Below are 20266 nucleotides of genomic sequence, written 5' to 3'. Positions count from 1 at the left end.
GTTACAGCGGTTAAGCAAGCCCTGGAAACTTCCGGTTTACAGCATAACGGGTCTGTGCTGGAATCCCAGCCTGATTTTTAATTTACTGGGGAAACCTCGCAAAGATGATGCAAGCGCCGCAGTTCTCACAGCAGGTACTGGACTGGTATCAGCGCTTTGGCCGCAAAACCCTGCCCTGGCAGCTGGCAAAAACCCCTTATAAAGTTTGGCTCTCCGAAGTGATGCTGCAACAAACGCAGGTCGCGACCGTTATCCCTTACTTTGAACGCTTTATGGCACGCTTTCCCACCGTGACCGATCTGGCTGCCGCAAAGCTGGATGAGGTGCTGCATTTATGGACCGGACTTGGCTACTATGCCCGCGCGCGCAATCTGCATAAGGCGGCGGTACAGGTAGTGGAAAAACACGGCGGGAAATTCCCGGAGACCTTTGCAGAGGTTGCCGATCTGCCCGGCGTCGGCCGCTCGACAGCGGGTGCGATCCTTTCTTTATCGCTGGGTCAGCATTTCCCGATCCTGGACGGCAACGTCAAGCGAGTGCTGGCACGCTGCTATGCCGTTCAGGGCTGGCCGGGCAGAAAAGAGGTGGAAAAGCGTCTTTGGCAGATTAGCGAAGAGGTCACGCCTGCCGAAGGCGTCAGCCAGTTTAACCAGGCGATGATGGATTTGGGCGCGATGGTCTGCACCCGCTCAAAACCCAAATGTGAAATTTGTCCGCTGAAGCTGGGCTGTATCGCCTGTGCGCAGGGCAACCAGACCGCTTATCCCGGCAAGAAGCCAAAACAGATTTTGCCGGAGCGCACCGGCTATCTGCTGATGATGCAGCGGGACGACAAAGTGTGGCTGGAACAGCGGCCGCCGGTTGGCCTGTGGGGCGGGCTGTTCTGCTTTCCGCAGTTCGCCAGCGAAGACGAGCTGCGGCAGTGGCTGCACAGCCGCCATATCGATCATGCGGCGCTGACCCAGACTATCGCTTTTCGCCACACATTCAGCCATTTCCACCTGGATATTGTGCCAATGTGGCTGAAACTGCCTGCCGCAGGCGCGGTCATGGATGAAGCCGCGGGTCTCTGGTATAACTTAGCGCAGCCGCCGTCCGTGGGACTGGCTGCCCCGGTGGAGCGCTTGCTGGCGCAGCTGCGTCAGCCGCAACCGATGGGCATTCCAACAGAAGAGGAAGAGTGATGAGCAGAACCATTTTTTGTACGTTCCTGCAGCGCGATGCTGAAGGACAGGATTTTCAGCTCTATCCGGGTGAACTGGGCAAGCGTATCTATAACGAAATTTCCAAAGAAGCCTGGTCGCAGTGGATGAGCAAGCAGACCATGCTGATCAACGAGAAAAAGCTGAGCATGATGAACCCGGAAGATCGCAAACAGCTTGAGCAGGAAATGGTGAAATTTCTGTTCGAAGGACACGATGTCCATATCGAAGGTTATACCCCGCCAGCAGAATAAACGTTGGGCCTCGCCATAGAGGCCCCCTCAATTTGGGCGTAGCACGACATAATGAAGAAACTGATAGGCTTGCTGGTTATCGCGCCGCTGCTGATTTCCTGCTCCAGCAATAAAAAGCCGGTTTTCCACGAAGAGTGGGTCAAGGACACCAACGGATTCGACATTCTGATGGGGCAGTTTGCCCATAACATCGAAAATATTTGGGGTATTAATGAAGTCCTGATCGCCGGTCCAAAAGACTACGTTAAATATAGCGATCAGTATTATACGCGCAGCCATATTAACTTTGACGCCGGTAAGATCACTATCGAGACCATCGCCGGTACGGATCCGATGGCAAGCCTGCGTCAGGCGATCATTACCACGCTGCTGATTGGCGAAGATCCGGGCAATGTCGATCTCTACTCCGACGCCAACGATATTCAGCTGGGTCAGGAGCCGCTGCTCTATGGTCAGGTGCTGGATAATACCGGCCAGGCGATCCGCTGGCAGGGTCGCGCGGCCAGCTTCGCCGACTACCTGATCCAGAATAAATTGCAGCGCCGCAACGCCGGTCTGCATATCATCTGGTCGGTTACTATCCCGATGGTGCCCAACCATCTGGACAAGCGTGCGCATAAATATCTGCCGATGGTGCGCAAGGCGGCGGAGAAATACGGCGTGGATCAGGCGCTGATCCTGGCGATCATGCAGATTGAATCGAGCTTCAACCCCTATGCGGTCAGCCATTCTGACGCGCTGGGCCTGATGCAGGTGGTGCAGCATACCGCCGGCGCGGACGTGTTCCGCATGAAAGGGAAATGGGGCAAGCCGAGCCGCAGCTACCTGCTCGATCCGGAAAACAATATCGATGCGGGGACGGCCTATCTTTCGCTGCTGCAGGACAGCTACCTTTCCGGCATCGCGAATCCGCTGTCACGGCGCTATGCGGTGATCACAGCCTATAACGGCGGCGCGGGCAGCGTACTGAGAGTCTTCTCCAGCGATAAGAATCGGGCCTTCAGCGCGATTAACGATCTGTCGCCTGCGGAGGTGTATCAAACGCTGACCACCAACCACCCTTCTGCCGAGTCGCGTCGCTATCTTTATAAAGTGAACAACGCGCAGAAGAGCTACCATCGCTATTAGTATTGCTGCGGGTAGCGCGGACGTTCCGGGTGGGATAAAGCGAATAGCGCGCAGGCTGACTTCTGCAAAAGAGTAAAGCGGACGGATCCGAGGATCCGTCCGCTTCCAGCCTTAGCGGCTGATATTTTTAAACCGCTTGGTGGTTTCCGTCAGCGCAACTTCGGTCGGCAACCGCTCCATGGAGCTGGCACCGTAAAAACCGTCGCACTGTGGGCACTGGCTGAGGATATACTTCGCGTCTTCCGGCGTGGAAATCGGCCCGCCGTGACAAAGTACAATGACCTCTTTACGCACTTTCTTCGCGGCTGCCGCCCATTCGTTGATTAACGGCACGCAGTCGGCCAGCTTCAGTGCGGTTTCCGCGCCGATGTTGCCGCCGGTGGTCAGTCCCATATGCGCCACGATAATATCCGCGCCCGCTTCCGTCATCGCTACAGCATTTTCCGTGCTGAAAACATAAGGCGTGGTCAGCATCTCTTTTTGTGCCGCCAGCCGGATCATATCGACTTCCAGCCCATAGCCCATGCCGGTTTCTTCCAGGTTGGCGCGGAAGTTGCCATCAATCAGCCCTACCGTGGGAAAATTTTGCACGCCGGCGAATCCCATCGCCTTGAGATCGTCCAGAAACTTATCAAAATGGCAGAAGGGATCGGTGCCGTTGACGCCCGCCAGCACCGGCGTGTTCTTCACTACCGGCAGCACTTCTTTTGCCATATCCACTACGATCTCATTAGCGTTGCCGTAGGCCAGCAGGCCGGCCAGCGAACCACGCCCGGCCATACGGTAGCGCCCTGAATTGTAGATAACGATCAGGTCTATGCCGCCCGCCTCTTCGCATTTCGCGGAAAGCCCGGTACCGGCTCCGCCGCCGATAATCGGTTCGCCGCGCGCAATCATCGCGTTAAATTTTGTCAGTATCTCCTGACGGGTAAAAGCCATGTTCAGCACTCCTTTTCGATCAGCTGGCGAAACTCTCTGACCGCCGCCAGCGCAAATTGCGGATCGTTGATATTAAACGGCAGGCGACGAATAACGCGGCGGCTGGTCTGTTTGACGTTCGCCTCCAGCGTGCTGATAAAGGCGGCGCGCGCTTCCGGCGACCAGAAAGCCTGGCCCGGCGCGTCCAGCGCGGAAAACCCGCCTTCCGGGATCAAAAACACGATGTCGCCTTCGCAACGATTAAGCTTATCCGCTATCCATTTCGCCATCGTCGCGTTCTCTTCCGGCGTGGTGCGCATCAGCGTAACCTGCGCGTTATGGTGATAGAAAAGCCGGTCGGCATATTTCTCCGGCACGCCGGAAGGATGACCAAAGTTGACCATATCCAGCGCGCCGCAGGAAATTACGCAGGGAACGCGGCTGTTGGCTACGGCGTCAAAACGCGTTTCATCGCAGGCCAGCACGCCGCCAAACAGGTAGTCGCAGACTTCGGTGGTGGTTAAATCCAGCAGGCCGCTCAGCATCCCGCTGTCGGTCAGCTTTTCCATCGCCTTGCCGCCGCTGCCGGTGGCATGAAACACCAGGCAGTCGTAATGCTCTTCCAGCATGGCGCTGACCGTCTGAATACAGGGCGTGGTGACGCCGAACATGGTCAGGCCCAGCGCGGGCTTGTCGTTACTGTCTTTCTCTATGGGAAAAAGCACCGCACCGGCGATTTGATGGGCCGCATTGCCCAGCACGCGACGCGAGATACGGTTAAGGCCGGAGACATCGGTGACCGAATAGACCATGCTGATATCGCTGGCGCCAACGTAGCCGGAAACGTCGCCGGAAGCCATCGTCGAAACCATTACCTTCGGCACGCCGATCGGTAAGGCCTGCATCGCTGGCGTAATCAACGCCGTACCGCCCGAGCCGCCGAGGCCGATAACCCCAAGCAGATCCTGACGTTGGCTAAGGAAAATTTTAAACGCCTGCGCCATCGCGTTAATGGCCCTGCCGCGGTCGCCGCAGAACACGGCTTCACGCCCGTCCGGATGAAAATCGGCGACCAGCTCCGGCGGAAAATCAGCGGTGGAAGGCGTACTAACTGGTTGAGTTGACAGGTCAACTGTGACGACGTCAACGCCCGCCTTGCGCAGGCAGTCGCTGACATAAAACAGTTCCCTTCCTTTAGTATCAGCCGTTGCGACGGCGTAAACAAAACCACGATTAATAGTCATAGTCGTAACAACACCCTGTTATCAGACAGAATAAAGACTTGATAAAGAAGCAATAAAACAGTAAATAGAGATTGAGAGTTTTTTACTTTCAATTTGTTGAGATAACAGTATCACTATCGTCAATGATAAATCAATTGAATGGAATAAGTGTCTCACAAGGATGTTGGCTATGCTTAATAACAAAACCTGTCCTGCAGACGCCAGCGAATGGGAACGCCCTTTACGCGCTGCCGTCTTCAATCGCTTGAATATCAGGCAGATTTAACAAAATGAGGTTAATGTGGAGCAAAGGGATTCCGCTGGGGTTGTAAAGCTGACCGCCACACGCGCAAGAACACGTCGTTTACTGATCGAGACCGCTATGCGGCTTTTTGACAGCGGCGCGTTCCCGTCCATTACCGAAGTCGCGCAGGAAGCTCAGCTTTCTCGCGCAACGGCCTATCGCTATTTTCCAACGCAGAGCGCGCTGGTTTCCGCCATCGTTACGGAGACGCTCAGCCCGATTAAAAGCTGGCGCCCGACTCGTGAAGAAGCCAGCGACCGTATTGACGAGCTGCTGACGTTCGCTTTTCCGCGCATGTTGGAGCATGAAGGCACGCTGCGCGCGGCGCTGCACCTTTCTCTGACCCAGTGGGCACAGTCGCAGTCCAGCGACAAGCCGGACAGAGAAAAGCTGGTAAGGGGAAACCGCAAGGCGCTGTTGCAGCACGTGCTGGAGCCGCTGAACGACGAGCTGCCGCCGGAGATTGTCGATCGGGTGATTAAGTCCCTGTCGCTGGTCTACGGCTCGGAGATTTTTCTGGTGATGAAGGATATCTGGGGCTGCGATAACGACCAACTTCAGGATATCGGCAAGTGGATCGCCAGGGCCATTATGCGTCAGGCGCGGGAAGACGCCGCGCTACAGGCTAACTGAGCGGCGCTACCGTGCGACAAAAGGGGCTTATCCCGCGACCTTAGCGGCGCGGGATCGCTGGCTTAGCGGCTAAGCATATAGCCCATCAGGCGCTTCACGCCGTTTTCGTCCGTTTCCACATACACGCCCTGTAGCTCCGGTGAAAAACCCGGCAAGCCGTTTAGCCCTTTCTCCAGCGCAAGGAAATAACGCTGCGCCGCCCCGCCCCAAACCTCGCCCGGCACCACGCAGAGCACGCCCGGCGGATAAGGCAGCGCGCCTTCCGCAGCGATACGCCCTTCCGCCTCTGCAATGGGCACCAGCTCGACGTTGCCGCGTATAAATTCAATGTTAGCGTCCTGAGGGTTCATCGCCACCTTCGGCAGGCTCTGCTGGCGGAACATCGCCTTCTGAAGATCTTTTACCTCGTTACCGACATACAGCTGGTGCATCTCCAGACAGAGGCGGCGCAGTGTATAGCCTTCGTAGCGCGCGGCGTTTTTGCGGTAAATAGTCGGCAGCACGTCGCGCAGCAGCGCGTCCTCGCGGATATGCTGCTCAAACTGCGCCAGCTTCGCCACCAGATGCGCCATTTTCTCCATGCTTTCGGCGGGCGTCAGCAGGAAAAGAATGGAGTTCAGATCGCATTTTTCCGGCACCACGCCGTTTTCACGCAGGTAGTTGGCCAGGATCGTCGCCGGAATGCCGAAATCAGCATATTCACCGCTGGCGGCATCAATGCCCGGCGTGGTCAGCAGCAGCTTGCAGGGATCGATCAGATACTGATCTTTTGCGTAGCCGGCAAAGCCATGCCAGGCGGCGCGCGGCGCAAAGCTGAAGTAGCGGCTGTCGGCGGCAATAGCGGCCGTCGACGCATCCTGCCAGCGCTCGCCGTCCACTTCGTCAGGGATAAAAGGCCGGATCATCTCGCACTTCGCGAGGATAGCCTTGCGCGCTTCAATCCCCAGCATGACGCACTCGTGCCACAAACGTCGTCCGGCTTCGCCCTGGTGCATTTTGGCATTAACGTCGAGCGCGGCGAACAGCGGATAAAAAGGACTGGTTGAGGCGTGCAGCATAAAAGCATTATTAAGCCGCTTGTGGCTGCAAAAACGCCGCTGGCCGCGAAGGTGGTTATCCTTTTTATGGATCTGGGAGGTTTGCGAAAAGCCAGCCTGCTGTTTGTGTACCGACTGGGTGACGAAAATGCCCGGATCGTGCTCATTAAGTTCCAGCAGCAGCGGCGAGCAGGCTTCCATCACCGGAATAAACTGCTCGTAGCCTACCCAGGCGGAATCAAACAGGATGTAGTCGCAAAGGTGGCCGATGCTGTCGATAACCTTACGCGCGTTATAAACCGTGCCGTCATAGGTGCCAAGCTGGATAATCGCCAGCCGGAAAGGACGCGGCTGGTTGGCGCGATCCGGCGCGACGGCGGCTATTTGCTCCCGCAGCCACTTCTCTTCAAAACAGTGCGCATCGATACCGCCGATAAAACCAAACGGGTTACGCGCCGTTTCCAGATAAACCGGCGTCGCGCCCGCCTGGATCAGCGCGCCATGATGGTTGGATTTGTGGTTGTTGCGATCGAACAGTACCAGATCGCCTCTGGTCAGCAGCGCGTTGGTTACGACCTTATTGGCGCTGGAGGTGCCGTTCAGCACAAAGTAGGTCTTATCCGCGTTAAAAACTTTTGCTGCGAATTTCTGGGCATGCTTGGCCGATCCCTCGTGAATAAGCAGATCGCCCAGTTTCACATCGGCATTGCACATATCGGCGCGAAAAATGTTCTCGCCGAAGAAATCATAAAACTGACGTCCGGCCGGATGCTTTTTAAAAAACGCGCCGCCCTGGTGGCCCGGACAGGCAAAGGTGCGGTTATCCATTGCCACGTATTTGGTCAGCGTGTTGAAAAACGGCGGCAGCAGCTTTGCCTGATAGTCGGCGGCGGCGGCCTCCAGCCTGGCGGCATCGTCCTCTTCGCCCGTCAGCACGCCGGTGACTTCCGGCAGATCTTCCGCCTGGGCCAAATCGTCAAGCGAGATAAATACGGGCAGGTTAAAACCGGTATGGCGCAGCAGCGCCAGCGTCCCGCTGCGCGAGTCGGCCACGGAGAGCACGATTGCCGCCACGTCCGTGAAGTCGGTTTTTTCCAGCGTCACGACTTCGCGACCGGTCTGAAGGTGGATCGCCACGGTGGTGCTGGCTGCAATTTTAAGTGGTGTCATTACGCAAATCCCAGGGCAAGGATAAGGGTGCCGGAGGCACAGCAACGGGGAAAGGCGCGGCCTTTACCCCACGAAAGCGTCAGTAGGGTCAGCTTCGACCGACAGACATCAGTAAACTCCGCGCGCGGCGGGTTTTACTCATGGCTAACCGTGAAGCAGGCAGAGCCTCACCGCATGGCGAGCGGCGTGGATAACAGAAGAAAATGGGATCGGCGGCGCGACATCAGATGATAGCGATAGTGCAGCAGAGCTTGCATGATGGCGGCCTCGCGGAGCGGAAAACGGGGTAATAATCGCATCTTTTATTTTGATGTTCAAGACGCAAAAAGCATTACCCCTATATAGCCTTTTTGAAATAAATATATATATTTCATATGGTTATTTTTTACCACACCTCTTTTACGCTGATTTTTTTGGTGATTATGCACTGAAAATGCAAACATATTCAGCAGTTTTCGGTAGTTTTGACTTTACGAACTGACAGCATTTGCCCGACGTGTGCTTTCGCTGCCCTGCCCCGTTTATTAGCCATCTTCCTTGGCGACAAAGCCTCATCAGGAATGCCTGGCTTGCAAAGCTGTGCAGAACGGCGAGCAAATCAGTCTTTAGTATGATGTAACTAACCAGAAAAGGTAGCTCGCGAGCGCGACGGTTTGCAGCAGACAATTGCGGGCAATAGTGCCAAAGCGGCGCAAATCCAGCCGGATTGATGGAAAAGAGTGCAAACAGTTCGCTTTTGTGCATAAAGCCGTTGACGGTTTTCCGCGACTCCTGTTTAATGCGCCTCGTTGCCCGGATAGCTCAGTCGGTAGAGCAGGGGATTGAAAATCCCCGTGTCCTTGGTTCGATTCCGAGTCCGGGCACCACTAATTTAGTTTCATGGCGTTCATATAAGTCCTGAAACGTTATAAAATCAGTAAGTTAAAGAAACCTGATGGCGCTGAAAAGCTCTTTCAGGTTTTTTTACATCCAGAATTTTTGCGGCTTAATTGAAGGCCTGTTGGTTTGATAAACCTCGGAGCCCCGCCATGCCACTCACCGATGCCACCATCCTCAATACAAAACCGCTCGATAAACCTCACAAACTCGCGACGCGCAGGACCTTTACCTGCTGATTAAACTCAACGGCTCTAAACTCTGACAATTCGAATACCGCTTTGGCAACGTGGAGGACGCCAGCCCTGAGTTGCAGGAAACGGCGGAAAGCAAAGCCCCCTGCTTTCTCAACGCTGCGATGATGTCGGCAGGATGCCAATCCGGTTGCCTTATGCTGCCACCTCGTCAATAAATTTCACGCCGTCGGTGATGCGCAACCAGCGCGGATCGTTGATTTTATTAGAGAAAAAGTGGTTCAGATCGTACAGCAGGTAGCCAGGGTAATTTCGGATTTACGGTACCAGCATCTGCGTCAGAGCAAGGCGGTAGTGGCAAAGTTCAGTACATTCAGGAACGAAACTCGTTGGGCAGGTGGGGAGTATATCAACTGTCAGGCTGTCCATCATGTGCTCCGGGATCGGATCCAGCAACGAAGGCAGAAGCAGCCTCAAAACAATATATCATTGATGATTTAATTCAAAACACTACCATTTTATTGGCTCCAAATAATGCCAATCAAGCATGAACCAAATCCCCCAACGTCACCATCAACATCATCGGCTCTATCGGCGACGGCTCAAACCCCACCCGCAGGTAAAACTCCCGCGCTTCATCCGACAGGGCGTGAACCAGCATCCCGCGAATACCGATAGTTTCCGCCACCTGAATCACCCGTAACCCGGCATCCCTCACCAGCGCCCGTCCGACGCCCTGCCCGTGCAGTGATTTATCCACCGCCAGACGCCCCAGTACCACAACGGGGATCGGATCGGGCATATTGCGACGAAAGCGACCGGGGGCAGTGTTTGTCGTTACCGCGCTGGACGCCAGCGAGTAATACGCCAGTACGTTAGAATCGCTGCCACAACACACAAAGGTACGGGACGCGCCAGTGGTCTGATTTTTCATCGCCCGCTGTTTCAGCCAGTTATCCATAGAATCCACACCGCAGCAAAACGGGGTAAGAATATGCCCGGCATGAAGCGGTTCAGGTGCGGAGATCATTTTTCCTGTTCCCACGGCGCAGGGGTCTGCATGGTTTTACGCAGTGCGGCGTTTGGCGCGGGAGCCTGATCCAGACGGGTCAGAAATGCCTGATAAGCCTGCGGATCGGCCATGATGATGCGTTGCTCGATCAACGCCTCTTCTGCGGCGGCGCGGGCGGCCTCCAGCACAAAGTCTGTGCGGTTTTTCCCTCTGGCTTTTGCAGCCCGATCGATAAGATCGCGCTCAGCGGGCTTGATGCGCAGGTTCAGGGTTTCGCGTTTTATCGCCATGCTGTTTGCGGTTGGCATGATGTTGTCCTCTTGTGTTTCTGTGGATATAAAGTATACAACATGCGTAACGCAGATGTCATTACGGTAAATCCAGAAGGAATCGAACCGGAGTATCGAACCAAACGATTTTCTACGTATTTTAAACCACCATTATGATTTACAAGCAGAAATGAGGGTCAACCTCTGGGTCTTGGCTGGAAATAGAAAAAAGATTTATCATTGAAATCAAATTGGTAAGTAATTGAATGTTCCCGAGTCCGGGCACCCTATTTGTAAGAACGGACCTCCCAAGAGGTCCGTTTTTCGTTTCTGTATCCCGCTAAGTTTGCGTTCCCTTTCCGATCGGCGCCCTGCGCGCGTACCGTCCTGACGTCAAAATCTGACAAAAAATCATGACAGGCTGAACGCCACTTATTTATCCGCCCTGGCCTTTTCTGCCTCCTGCTTCAACAAAAAATAGCGAGCCTGCAACTGCGCCAGCGCCCTTTCCGCCTGCCGTCGCTGGATATCTGACTGGCTGAGCGAGTAAAGACGCAGCTGTTCTTCGGCCGGCACCGAGCGGTTAAACGCCTGGGTGGCGTTATACACCACCGACTTCAGCTCGCTGACCGTCATATATTTACCGCGCTGCCCGTCGAGCGCATTCAGCTTTAAAGTTAGCTGCTGTAGCTGCTCCATTCCCTGCTGCCAGCCGCCCATCGCCTCTTCAGGCAGCGCCGCCGCTTTTACTTGCTGCTGCCATTCCGTTGCTATACCGCGCGCCTCCTCCGGGCTGGCTGCCAGCGCCAGGTCTATCAGCTGCTGCCCGTAATTCAGCGACCAGTCCGGTGCAAGGCCGCTAATATGTGCCAACTGCTGCTGAGTATCCCGCAGGACGTTTTGCGACAGCGCACCATCCTGCTTCAGGCTGTTTATCTGCGCTGTGGAAAGCGGCAGCGGTAATGGCGTCAGCGATGCCTTTAGCTGTGCCACCAGCGGGTCCGTACGATGCAGGCTATACCATGCCCATTGCCCCATACATCCCGCCACCAGCATGGTAAGCATTCCGGCGACAAAAGGTTGCCAGCGGCGGGTCTTCGGCGGTGCCGTCGTCACCTCAAAGTTGGACGTGGGCTGCGCCACATAGATCCACCGCGCCGCGCCGGGCACCATCTCAGCAACAGACTGCGCGGCGGCAGGTAATGCTACGGCTGGCGCGGAAACAGGATTATCGCCCGTGGCGGCATCGCTGTTTTCCAGCCGCACCGCGCTGGTGTGCATCAGCGCTGCCAGCGCGTCGAACTGGCTCAGATTCCGCAGCTCAAGGCGTTGTAACACCTCGTTAAGCCGTTTGAGCTGCTGTTCGGCAAGGTAAAGCTGGCTGAGGTCGCTGTAACTGGCGGGAAGCTTGCGCATCCATTGCTGCACGCGACGGCTAAGCGCGCTGAGGATCTCCACTCGCGCATGAACCTGCGACGGCCAAAGGTTTCCCCATTGATGAGTGATAAGCGCCTCCAGGATAGCCAGCCCTTCGTTCAGCCCGGCCAGTCCGGCCAGCTGCGCGCGCGCCAGCGTGTACCAGGCCGCCGTTTGCAGCTCTACGCCGTTGTGCTCAAACAGCGCGAGGCTGAGTTTTTCTACGTGTTGCCAGTTAACGTCCGGGCGTGCCGGATGGGACAGCTTGCCCAGCTCGTCGCGCAGGGCGGCGTAATCCGGCAGCGTGCGTGGGTCGCCGCCGGTTTTCAGGTAGCGTTCGGATAAAGTAGTCATAAGAGGTTTCAACTTCGAAAAAAAAGGCGTCTGAGATAAAGCAACAGGCTCGTGATTGGTTAACAGATTTTGATCCAGGCGGACGGCCTGATAGTCAGCCCGCGGCGTCTCTTCCTGTCGTCCTGTCCAGGCAGCGCCGGGTGACAGGTTCCCAATAGGCATTAAGGTTTTTGCTGTTTATGCACTGTACCCGAGGGTCGGGCGGCGGCGTGACCGCACGCTCATCAGGCTGTACCACGCTGGCAGCGTGTTTTTTCGGCGTCGCTTTCTTTTTCACAGGGCGCGCCGTTTGTGGATCTTGTCCGTGATAGTCCGCTTGCTGGCGCGAACTACCGTGGCAGTGATACTCGCCTGTTTTACGGTTGGTGTGACAACCTTCAGCATTTGTCCGGCCCGAATGGGCTAAAGCAGATGTACTTAAAATTGTGCAGATTAACAGTGCTGTACCAGCGTAAAGGTTCATTCGGACTCCTTGTCGAATGCGGAACGTAAAAGGGATAGGTACGCCTCCGTTCTCTGGTTCAGAGGATGGATTGCCGATCGAGATACTGCTGCTGTTTCATATGGCGGATCAGCACCTTGCCTTCCGGCAGAAATTCGGTGCCGTAACGCACCAGGCCAATCCCTTTCAGCTCGGCATCAATGCCATAGCGCAGCTCGCCGGGCATGGCCTGCGGCAGCAGCGTTACCTGAATGCTGTTCAGGCGCGGCTCGTAGCGGAGCAATACCTCGGACAGCGTGGTCATCAGCTGGTGCGCCGTGCCGGGCATTCCCTGAAGGATTTTGCTCATATCCGGCAGGCCGTAACCGGGCAGATGCGCCAGCGTTCCGGCGCGGCAGTTGAGAATACGCTGCATATTATCGAGCACGGAAAGAATGACCTGGTTCTCTTCGCTGATATCGTGCAGATCCAGCCCGCCGCTGAAGTTGCCGTAAAGCATTTCATACAGCGAGGGAGCGTTATGTGAGTGCGGCATTATTTCTCCTTGAGGGAAAGACTGTTATCGCCCGCTTCCAGCACGCGAGCGTTATCCGCGTCCAGCGCTTCACGCGCCAGCACCTGCTTCCAGTTATTTTTAGTCAGATCCGGCTGGCGGAATAACCCCACCACCGCGACGAACTTCGCCTCCGGTTCCATCGGCATATCCAGGTTGACCGCGCCGCCGGGAGTCAGGATCACATCCCGGCTGGCGAGCAGGTCGCTACTCAGCAAGGTATCGCCTTCAGTGACCAGCTGCTGATAAACCAGCTTATCGAAGACTTTACGGTCGCGAAGCTGATAGACGCGTATCACCACGGACTGAGGCGCGCTGTGGCTTTCGCGCGTATCAGTATTCAGCGCTTCCCGACTGGTAAAATCGAGATGCAGCACCTTTATTTGTTTATAAAAAATGGCGGACACCGCCGAGCGGGTGCCGTCGGTGACGCTTTGCGTCAGTCCGCAGCCGGTCAGGCTGGCGGCCAGTAACGGCAGTAGCCAGCGGGCGGATTTAATTGAATTGGTAGGTAACACGCTGATTTCCTTGTACGGAGACGGAAGAAGACAGCCCCTGATAGCGGCCGGATTCAATGGTAAAAGTTTGCGGCACGTCGCTGGGGATCTCATCCCCTTCCACGCCCAGTACGCCGCTCATGCCCAGCCGGAACGGCGCTTCGCCAAGAGGGGCTACGCGCAGCAGCGCCGTGCTGACGGTCAGACGAATTTTTGCCTTAAAGCGCCAGCCCAGGTAAACGCGCAGCATCACCAGAAAGTCCTGATACAGCTGACCGTCCGGCATCCAGCCCTGGGTTTCGCTTTTGCTGTCGGTTATCAGCTCAATCAGCAGCTGGCTGCTGGTATCCATAACTTCGTCACCCAGCGGCGTATTACCGTCCAGCAGGAAATCATCCTCGCCGTAAAAACCGAGCGGCTGGCTGATTTCCACCGGTCGCAGGCTGTAGGGGCTGACGCTGGCGCGGGTTTCCGGGGCCAGCAGGCGAACCAGCGCCTGGATCCCTTCCTGGGTTTTTGCAGGCTGCCGCAGTACGCCCAGCAGCGCCAGAAAGCGAGAAACCGGCGTGGCGATATGGCTGGCGGTGCCGGGAATGCCCAGCCCGACCAACCCCAGCAGCGACTGGGAAATAGCGTCCGTGCCGCCTGGCTCAAAGGTGGCCGGATAGGAGTATTTACGCCAGATGCGATAGAACTGCGTCAGGATGCGGTGGCTGAAAATATCGAGAAATGCCTGGAGCGCCTCATGCCCTTCCCTGCGCTGGGTAATATCGTCCAGATAGCTGGAGGGCAGCGGTGAATCCACGCCGTACATGCCCATAAACGTGGTCCGTATTTTGGGTGCGGCCGTGGCATCGTCTTCACTGTATTCAACGCTTTTCAGCTCGCTGGCGGGAAACCCCATCCCCGGCCACGGGGTAAAGCGCACCGCATCATCCTGCGGACGGCTGGAGCTGCCGAGCGGTGGTCGTTCCGGGTGCTGTTTTTCCAGCAGCTGACAGAAGCGATAAAAGTTTATCCGCGTCAGCTCCGCTTCCAGACGCGGGCTTAACCGGGAATGCGGCGGTTGTGTTTCTCTTCCCATTGCAGGCGTTCTCCGGTGGGGTTCAGAATGATAACCAGTCGATTAAACAGATAGATATCGGTATACAGCGCGAAGAAGTGACTGAGCATTTCGCCAAACAGACAGATATCGCCGTGGCCGGCAAAGCCGTGGCTGTCGAGCGTGACGTCAATCTGCACGCCCCGCAGCAAATGGCCTTGTTCAAAGCGCTCGATTTCGCTGTGGCTGACATCGACAATCGCTTCCAGACGGCGGCGATTCATCTCGCTGCCGGTCCACTCGTACAGCGCCAGCGTACCGCGCAGCACGTCGGCATTGTCCATCATTGACAGAAAATTGCTGCCGAGATGGCTCAGCACGCGCCAGTGAAAACGGTCGCGATCCGGCGGATAACAGGGCAGCGTGGGCGCACAGAGGTTGCGCACGTCCACCTTTGCCGAACTGGTCTTCATCGCGGTATCCAGCACCGTGCTCTGCAACGCGCGGCGCGGCAGCTGGCCGTTGGTGCCGGTAAGCGTCAGCGACAGGCTTTCATCATCCGGCACGGTATGATTATCAAAAGCTTCCCCGCCGAGGATAAGCCAGGTGTTATGCAGCCCGGACGCGCCGCGCCGCACGCGGGTATGGTAGTAATATTCCGGCGCTTCGTGACGCATCATGCCGCCCTTGTGGCGGAAGCTGGAAAACGGCACGTAGGCATGCCGCCCGGAGGAGATCACCGAATCGACGGAATAAATTTCGGTATGGCCATCCTGCACGCGCATAGGACGCAGCAGATACTCGGTCTGAAGCGAGTTCAGCGTCAGCGGGTCGGACTCCAGCGGAAAAAGATTGATGACCGGCGCGCAATGCAGCCGCAGGTGCTTCTCGCTGAAGGTGAAATCGTGCTCCCAGCGCCGCGCCAGCACTACCTCGATTTCAAACCATGCCAGTGCGGCAGGCAGCGTCACGCTCTCCAGACCGCGCAGGCCGGTGAACATAAATTTTTCCCGGAAGGTAAAGTACTCCAGCAGCAGCTGGTAGCCGCTGAAGCTGCTTTCGCCTTTCGGCCACAGCCCGTCTTGCTCGCCAAACCCCAGCGCGGTAAAGCGCGCGTCCAGCGGGCGACGCTCCGGCTCTCCCGGCAGGCGCAGCCAAATACTGGCGGTGTTTAAGGTAAAGGCTTCATGCATCGCGCAGGCCAGCGGCGCGTCAGCGTTAAAATAGAACGGGATCAGGCTGAGATCGACCCGGCTCCAGTCGGCCAGGCTGCTACAGGCAAAACGCAGGCACACCACCGATCGCCCTTCCGCATCGGTTGAAAGCGCGGCCTCCTCCAGTGCCAGCGGTTGCAGGCCGATCTGCTGAGTCGTGGTGTAGCGACAGCGGGTCGCTTTCTCGCCAATGGGCCGCGAGAGGATTTCAAACCCCTTCGCGATGGCTATTTTTTCTTTCATTTCGCGCCAGTCGGGGCTGAACTCTACTATCGACATTGACGGAATAGTCCGTAAGTAGTGCGGCCACAGCAGCGTGACCAGCCCTTCCGTCAGCTCGGGCAGATCGTCATCAAGCTTCTCGCGCAGGCGGCCCATCATAAAGGCGAAGCCCTCGAACAGGCGCTCCACATAAGGATCGCGAGCGTCCGCTTTATCCAGATTCAGCAGCGCCGCGCGATCCGGGTGAGCGCGAGCGAACTCTTCACCCGCTTCAAGCAGGTAACGCATTTCCGCGTCGTAATAACGTAGGGTTAAGTCGTCCATGAAGATAAATCTCAACTTTGGCGGATCTCCTTCAGGCCGCCTTAAAAAGCGCGGTAGAGGAAAAAAGCCGGTAAAAAAGAAGGGTGTGAATGACTAGCCGATGAAGTCGATAGTCGACTCATGCAGGTGGCGCGCCAGAGCGGCCCTGGCCTGCTGGTTTTTCTCAGTGATAACGCGTGTGCTTTCCCGGGCGGCGAGCAGCCCCGCTATCGCTAATTTTAGTGCCTGATATGAGCGTATCCTGCGCGGCCTGATGGTCAGATCGCCATCCTGTGCCGCTTTTCTTTTCTCCCTTATCACAAATCTTTGCTACGCTTCTGTCTCTTAGTATCAATAAGATATTAAGGTTCAGTGGACATCCGTCGTCATATTTAATCGAAAACTTGAGTAGATTCCGTTTTCCGGCATTCGTAGCTGTATTTCTCATAACGTCATTTGTCCTTCGCCTGACGGACCGCCGCATTCATCTTCTCTATCTCCGCCCGCGCACCGGCCCGTTTTGCCACCAGGTCAAACGGCGTGTCCCTGCGGATCAGCGGCGGCATCGGCGGTATGCTCAGCCTGCCGCTGTGGTAATAGTCGTCGCTCTCCAGCCAGTCCGCCTGCCTGCGTAGTTCCGCCAGCGCCGCCCTGTCCCATGAATGCCAGCAGAACCCCACCGGCAGGTCATAGGCCACCACCCGGCTCATAAAGTCCTTATTTATCGGCAGCGTGCTGTGGTCGGTCGGGCGCAGCACGTATGTGCGCACCTCCTCCCGCATTTCCTCATAAGACTGTTTTTCGTGCCGTATCCGCTGCTCTTTTGAACCCGGACCCGGCTGATAGTAGCCCGACGCCGGCTTACGCTGCATTTTCCGGTCAAAGTAGCCGTACAGGGAGATGTAGTAACGGTAGTCCGCATCGACGGGCTGCCCTGTACGTGTATCTCCATCCTGGACCGTATCAATATCAACTTGCCCGTAGCCATATCCCGTCGGGCCGCTCTGCTTTTCCGTGCTGCGGTAGTCCCTGTCAAAGTCCTTCAGCTCCTCTGCCGTAAGCGGAACCGGCACCCGCGGCGCGTTTATGTTCAGCCTCTGCGCCCGCTCCGGCGCCGGCCACGTCAGCTTCTGCATCACCGTGGTCGTGCTGTCCCAGAACGGCCTGCCGTCGCCCGGGTCGCCGAAGCGCGTGGCCGGGTCGGGCTCGCCGCCGCAGGGGATGTTGCGCGCCATCATGCGCACGTACAGCGTGTCTCCGGCCTGCCTGAACAGCGGATGGGGGGCTGTATAGCCGCTCTCCCGGGTGTTGGGCAATCCCTGCCAGCCAATGCTCCGCAGCGGCGACGAACCCATAACGCGGTCGTGCGGATTGCAGTAGATAAAGGTGCTGCCGTGGTTGTCCCGCTCCGGCAGCCCGTTAAACGTTTTCCCCGCCGGCGTCCAGCTTTCCCCGTCGCAGCACGCGCCCGCCAGCAGGCCGCCGGCGTTTTGCCCCCGCAGCCGGCCCCTGTTCTCCGCCACCTTTTTCACAATACCGGCAAAGGTCGCCTCGCGCGCCTCCGGCGTGATAATTTCGTCAGGCGGATAGGAAACGTAGGTGGTCGGCTCATTATCCAGCGCGTAGGGCGAGTTCATCACAAACAGCGCGTCCGGCGCCTCGATGGCCGCCGCCGCCAGCGCCACCATCGTCCCCTGGCTGTGCGACAGCACCGTCACCGTGTCTTCCGGGTGGGCGCGGCGGATTTGTTTTATCAGATTTGCCAGGCGGCCGGCGGCGTGAGCGTAGTAGCTGCGCGGCGGCGCCCGGGTCAGCAGGCGGTCGCGCTCGCCGTTCATCAGCTGCGTGCTGAACGGGACCGGCACTCCCAGTAAAGAAATCCAGTTGTCAAACCCGGCCCCGCTCCACAGGCTGACCAGCTGGTTGCAGCCGTTCTGGAAGGGGCCGCCTCCCCAGAAAAAAGGCCCCCTGCTCTTTCTCTCTTCCGGCGTGAGCTCGTAGTAGTTATCGCCGCGCTTATTTTTCAGCGGAATAGCATAGTCGTCTTCCTTTCCTTCGGCGGCCCGGTAGCCCCAGTAAAAGCGGATTACGGGAGAGCGGCCCTCTTCCGTTATCTTTCTCGGCGGGACAATCCATTTTTGTTTTATGTCACCTTTTTTTCCGCTATCGCCATAACAACCATCCCATCCTGAATCATTTTTATCACAGGGCGCCATATAACCTTCCGCATAACGATTTTCTTTTAACCTGTATTTTTCATCTTTGTCATCCAGTCCTAAACGACGATTCAAACCCTGACATAATGCTTCTTCAGCGTCGTTATACCACTCTCCTTCTGAGTTAACTCCATGCACAAAAATAATCAGCCCCGGCAACTGCAAAGGTAGTTGAAGCTCGGCATTAACTTTGATGTTTTTATGTGATGTCATAGAGTAGCCAAAAGGCATTCCATTATCTGTCAGATGGACATCAATTTTTCTTGTAGGTGAACTTCTGTTATTACTCATCAACCCCCCTCTTATTTTGCACAGGCTCTAAGCGGCGATCGCACTGCATCGTTTCCTGGATAGTCTGAGAAACATCAATAGACAGAGTAGGTTGATGAACCGGGCCGGTTGCTCCGGAATAAAAAGAGTTGTTAGTCGCTTCCTCATCTGGATAAAACGTCCATTTTAAGGCGTAAGCACTGGTTGGTGAGCGTTCAGGAAAAGCATATTTAATCATATAAAATCCCTCATTCGTTACCAGCATATCGTAATTTTTGGTATTCCCATTAGGATCCTGCGTATACCCACCATAGGTCACCGAGCGTTTCGTTTTACCCCCATCAGTGGTTAACGCAACGATATTCATACACCCTTTATCCGATCCCATACAGGCGGCTTTGTTGTCATTTCTTGTCACAGGAAATGCCAAATAATCATCACGTGTAGAAGTCCAGAAAAAACGACCCTTAAATAAGTAGCCTGATGAGGGTGAAATCTGAACGTGGATGTTTTTTAATTTATTATTATAAAACGTCTGCCCGTTCTCACACCGGGTATAATTTTCCAGGGTGAAATAGCAATTATCATCAATACGGTAAATAATTTGCGGCGGCCCGTAAACCGGCGGCGGTGCATTCCTGTCTTTTTCGGTCATCACCGTTTCATGCAGTGAGCCGGCCCCGAGACCAAAAGCGGCCCCCTCTGTCACGCAGCTGGTTAACAACGGCACGGTTAACAGAACGGATAACAAACATGACATTTTCGTCAGAATATTCACAGTGGTTAATTCCTTTTTATATAAATCCAGGTTCAGGATTTTTTGTGGCGTGGCGGTGCGCCGCTCCACAGGCTGACCAGCCGCTTTCTTTGTGACTTACTTCAGTTAAACGCCCCGCATCATATTTATTTTCCACAAGGGAAAATTTATCTTTAAGTCCAAGCCTTTCGTTTAACCCGTCACATAAGGCCTTTTCCGCATAGTCATACCACTCCCCCTCGGAGTTGACTCCATGTACAAAAATAATCAATCCGGGTAATTGCAGCGGCACCTGTACTTCGGCATTAATATTTATATTTTTATGGGAGGTCATGGAGCAGGCAAAAGGCGCACCATTATCAGTTAGTTTTACCTCAACCTTACGCGTAGGCGATAATAGCCGACTATTGCTCATCAAGACGGCTCCCTTCTGGCTGTTTTGGTTCCAAAGTGCGATCGCAATGCATGTTTTTATCTATACTTTTAGTATAGAATTTTGATAAATCTATTTTATAAAACCCACCCACGGGAATCGGCTCACCCGGCTTGAATAAATCATAGACACTCTCTATTTTAAGTACACCGAAATAGTATTTATCATTAAAACCCCATCCATCTATTACAGGATATATTCTGTTAACACCTCGATAGTAAATCATATAAAACCCCTGATTCGTCACCAGCATATCGTAATCTTTTGTAGCTTCTGTCGGGGATGTGGTATTTGATCCATAACCCACACCATGCAATGTTTTTCCAC

The 20266-nt window shown here is 55.6% G+C and carries 18 protein-coding genes, 1 tRNA gene and 2 pseudogenes; 5 read left to right on the top strand and 16 right to left on the bottom strand.

The features are described 5' to 3' along the window. The first annotated feature begins 107 nt into the window (after positions 1-107). Genes mutY through mltC form a run of 3 tightly spaced genes read left to right on the top strand, consistent with a single transcriptional unit; the run spans position 108 to position 2584 of the window. Positions 108-1184: an A/G-specific adenine glycosylase gene (mutY, locus tag QCD69_RS19250; protein WP_301253216.1), complete on the top strand. Its 1077-nt coding sequence runs from the start codon at positions 108-110 to the stop codon at positions 1182-1184. Further along, on the top strand, positions 1184-1456 hold the full coding sequence (locus QCD69_RS19245) for an oxidative damage protection protein (protein WP_125287307.1): 273 nt from the start codon (positions 1184-1186) through the stop codon (positions 1454-1456). The genes mutY and QCD69_RS19245 overlap by 1 nt, the downstream gene beginning before the upstream one ends. A gap of 51 nt (positions 1457-1507) precedes the next feature. Next, entirely contained in the window at positions 1508-2584 is a 1077-nt protein-coding gene (gene mltC, locus QCD69_RS19240; protein ID WP_199746323.1) for a membrane-bound lytic murein transglycosylase MltC, read from the top strand. 111 nt (positions 2585-2695) lie between these two features. Here the strand turns inward: mltC and QCD69_RS19235 are convergent, their stop codons facing one another. Together QCD69_RS19235 and QCD69_RS19230 are read right to left on the bottom strand one after the other, a co-directional pair. Next, positions 2696-3523 carry a phosphoenolpyruvate hydrolase family protein gene (locus QCD69_RS19235; RefSeq protein ID WP_301253196.1) on the bottom strand — a complete coding sequence of 276 codons (828 nt, stop codon included), beginning with the start codon at positions 3521-3523 and terminating at the stop codon, positions 2696-2698. 2 nt (positions 3524-3525) lie between these two features. Beyond that, a complete protein-coding gene (locus tag QCD69_RS19230; RefSeq protein ID WP_253458575.1) occupies positions 3526-4746 on the bottom strand; it encodes a Tm-1-like ATP-binding domain-containing protein in 1221 nt (406 codons plus the stop codon). Positions 4747-5026: 280 nt separating this feature from the next. Between QCD69_RS19230 and QCD69_RS19225 the strand changes: the two genes are divergently transcribed. Beyond that, a complete protein-coding gene (locus QCD69_RS19225) occupies positions 5027-5662 on the top strand; it encodes a TetR/AcrR family transcriptional regulator (protein ID WP_253458572.1) in 636 nt (211 codons plus the stop codon). 62 nt (positions 5663-5724) lie between these two features. Here the strand turns inward: QCD69_RS19225 and QCD69_RS19220 are convergent, their stop codons facing one another. Continuing rightward, positions 5725-7869, bottom strand: coding sequence for an ornithine decarboxylase (locus QCD69_RS19220; protein WP_301253194.1), 2145 nt, complete (start codon positions 7867-7869; stop codon positions 5725-5727). A 790-nt stretch (positions 7870-8659) separates the two neighbouring features. On the opposite strand from QCD69_RS19220, the gene QCD69_RS19215 reads away from it, so the two are divergent. Further along, positions 8660-8735: transfer RNA gene (locus QCD69_RS19215), tRNA-Phe, on the top strand. Positions 8736-9030: 295 nt separating this feature from the next. On the opposite strand, the pseudogene QCD69_RS19210 reads toward QCD69_RS19215, so the two are convergent. The 13 genes and pseudogenes from QCD69_RS19210 to QCD69_RS19150 form a co-directional block, all read right to left on the bottom strand. Then, positions 9031-9138 (bottom strand): annotated as a pseudogene (locus QCD69_RS19210) (helix-turn-helix domain-containing protein); the annotation flags it as partial. Positions 9139-9480: 342 nt separating this feature from the next. Further along, positions 9481-9969 carry a GNAT family N-acetyltransferase gene (locus QCD69_RS19205; RefSeq protein ID WP_301253193.1) on the bottom strand — a complete coding sequence of 163 codons (489 nt, stop codon included), beginning with the start codon at positions 9967-9969 and terminating at the stop codon, positions 9481-9483. Further along, a complete protein-coding gene (locus tag QCD69_RS19200; RefSeq protein WP_301253191.1) occupies positions 9966-10259 on the bottom strand; it encodes a type II toxin-antitoxin system TacA family antitoxin in 294 nt (97 codons plus the stop codon). Before QCD69_RS19200 ends, QCD69_RS19205 begins: the two co-directional genes overlap by 4 nt. Positions 10260-10652: 393 nt before the next feature. Beyond that, positions 10653-11990 carry a VasL domain-containing protein gene (locus tag QCD69_RS19195; protein WP_301253190.1) on the bottom strand — a complete coding sequence of 446 codons (1338 nt, stop codon included), beginning with the start codon at positions 11988-11990 and terminating at the stop codon, positions 10653-10655. A 94-nt stretch (positions 11991-12084) separates the two neighbouring features. Beyond that, positions 12085-12453: a DUF1283 domain-containing protein gene (locus QCD69_RS19190; RefSeq protein ID WP_301253189.1), complete on the bottom strand. Its 369-nt coding sequence runs from the start codon at positions 12451-12453 to the stop codon at positions 12085-12087. A gap of 58 nt (positions 12454-12511) precedes the next feature. Continuing rightward, entirely contained in the window at positions 12512-12967 is a 456-nt protein-coding gene (tssE, locus tag QCD69_RS19185) for a type VI secretion system baseplate subunit TssE (RefSeq protein ID WP_253458563.1), read from the bottom strand. Beyond that, positions 12967-13503, bottom strand: a complete 537-nt coding sequence (gene tssJ / locus QCD69_RS19180) for a type VI secretion system lipoprotein TssJ (RefSeq protein WP_301253187.1) — start codon at positions 13501-13503, stop codon at positions 12967-12969. The genes tssE and tssJ overlap by 1 nt, the downstream gene beginning before the upstream one ends. After that, positions 13481-14566, bottom strand: coding sequence for a type VI secretion system baseplate subunit TssG (gene tssG, locus QCD69_RS19175; protein ID WP_301253185.1), 1086 nt, complete (start codon positions 14564-14566; stop codon positions 13481-13483). Before tssG ends, tssJ begins: the two co-directional genes overlap by 23 nt. Further along, complete coding sequence (gene tssF / locus QCD69_RS19170) at positions 14530-16284, bottom strand: type VI secretion system baseplate subunit TssF (protein ID WP_301253213.1); 1755 nt, start codon at positions 16282-16284, stop codon at positions 14530-14532. The genes tssG and tssF overlap by 37 nt, the downstream gene beginning before the upstream one ends. Before the next feature lie 431 nt (positions 16285-16715). After that, the gene (locus QCD69_RS19165; protein WP_441004989.1) at positions 16716-18710 is read right to left on the bottom strand and encodes a T6SS effector phospholipase Tle3 domain-containing protein; all 1995 of its coding nucleotides are present in this window, start codon (positions 18708-18710) and stop codon (positions 16716-16718) included. Between the two features lie 52 nt (positions 18711-18762). Further along, positions 18763-19527 (bottom strand): T6SS immunity protein Tli3 family protein, encoded by a 765-nt coding sequence (locus tag QCD69_RS19160; protein WP_301253182.1) that lies wholly within the window; start codon positions 19525-19527, stop codon positions 18763-18765. Positions 19528-19543: 16 nt separating this feature from the next. Then, positions 19544-19921 (bottom strand): T6SS effector phospholipase Tle3 domain-containing protein, encoded by a 378-nt coding sequence (locus QCD69_RS19155; protein WP_301253180.1) that lies wholly within the window; start codon positions 19919-19921, stop codon positions 19544-19546. Next, positions 19911-20266 (bottom strand): annotated as a pseudogene (locus QCD69_RS19150) (T6SS immunity protein Tli3 family protein); the annotation flags it as partial. The pseudogene QCD69_RS19150 and the gene QCD69_RS19155, both read right to left, overlap by 11 nt.

The sequence above is a fragment of the Erwinia sp. PsM31 genome, from assembly GCF_030433775.1.
In the GTDB taxonomy this organism is placed as follows: domain Bacteria; phylum Pseudomonadota; class Gammaproteobacteria; order Enterobacterales; family Enterobacteriaceae; genus Erwinia; species Erwinia aeris.
The sequence above is the reverse complement of the archived record's forward strand: the minus strand, read 5'-3'. Positions and strand labels throughout refer to the sequence as shown.

Bases quoted from the DNA above. Each gene is read 5' to 3' on its own strand.
- mutY (WP_301253216.1), top strand. From the start codon at position 108: ATGCAAGCGCCGCAGTTCTCACAGCAGGTACTGGACTGGTATCAGCGC.
- QCD69_RS19245 (WP_125287307.1), top strand. From the start codon at position 1,184: ATGAGCAGAACCATTTTTTGTACGTTCCTGCAGCGCGATGCTGAAGGA.
- mltC (WP_199746323.1), top strand. From the start codon at position 1,508: ATGAAGAAACTGATAGGCTTGCTGGTTATCGCGCCGCTGCTGATTTCC.
- QCD69_RS19235 (WP_301253196.1), bottom strand. From the start codon at position 3,523: ATGGCTTTTACCCGTCAGGAGATACTGACAAAATTTAACGCGATGATT.
- QCD69_RS19230 (WP_253458575.1), bottom strand. From the start codon at position 4,746: ATGACTATTAATCGTGGTTTTGTTTACGCCGTCGCAACGGCTGATACT.
- QCD69_RS19220 (WP_301253194.1), bottom strand. From the start codon at position 7,869: ATGACACCACTTAAAATTGCAGCCAGCACCACCGTGGCGATCCACCTT.
- QCD69_RS19205 (WP_301253193.1), bottom strand. From the start codon at position 9,969: ATGATCTCCGCACCTGAACCGCTTCATGCCGGGCATATTCTTACCCCG.
- QCD69_RS19200 (WP_301253191.1), bottom strand. From the start codon at position 10,259: ATGCCAACCGCAAACAGCATGGCGATAAAACGCGAAACCCTGAACCTG.
- QCD69_RS19195 (WP_301253190.1), bottom strand. From the start codon at position 11,990: ATGACTACTTTATCCGAACGCTACCTGAAAACCGGCGGCGACCCACGC.
- QCD69_RS19190 (WP_301253189.1), bottom strand. From the start codon at position 12,453: ATGAACCTTTACGCTGGTACAGCACTGTTAATCTGCACAATTTTAAGT.
- tssE (WP_253458563.1), bottom strand. From the start codon at position 12,967: ATGCCGCACTCACATAACGCTCCCTCGCTGTATGAAATGCTTTACGGC.
- tssG (WP_301253185.1), bottom strand. From the start codon at position 14,566: ATGGGAAGAGAAACACAACCGCCGCATTCCCGGTTAAGCCCGCGTCTG.
- tssF (WP_301253213.1), bottom strand. From the start codon at position 16,284: ATGGACGACTTAACCCTACGTTATTACGACGCGGAAATGCGTTACCTG.
- QCD69_RS19165 (WP_441004989.1), bottom strand. From the start codon at position 18,710: ATGCCTTTTGGCTACTCTATGACATCACATAAAAACATCAAAGTTAAT.
- QCD69_RS19155 (WP_301253180.1), bottom strand. From the start codon at position 19,921: ATGAGCAATAGTCGGCTATTATCGCCTACGCGTAAGGTTGAGGTAAAA.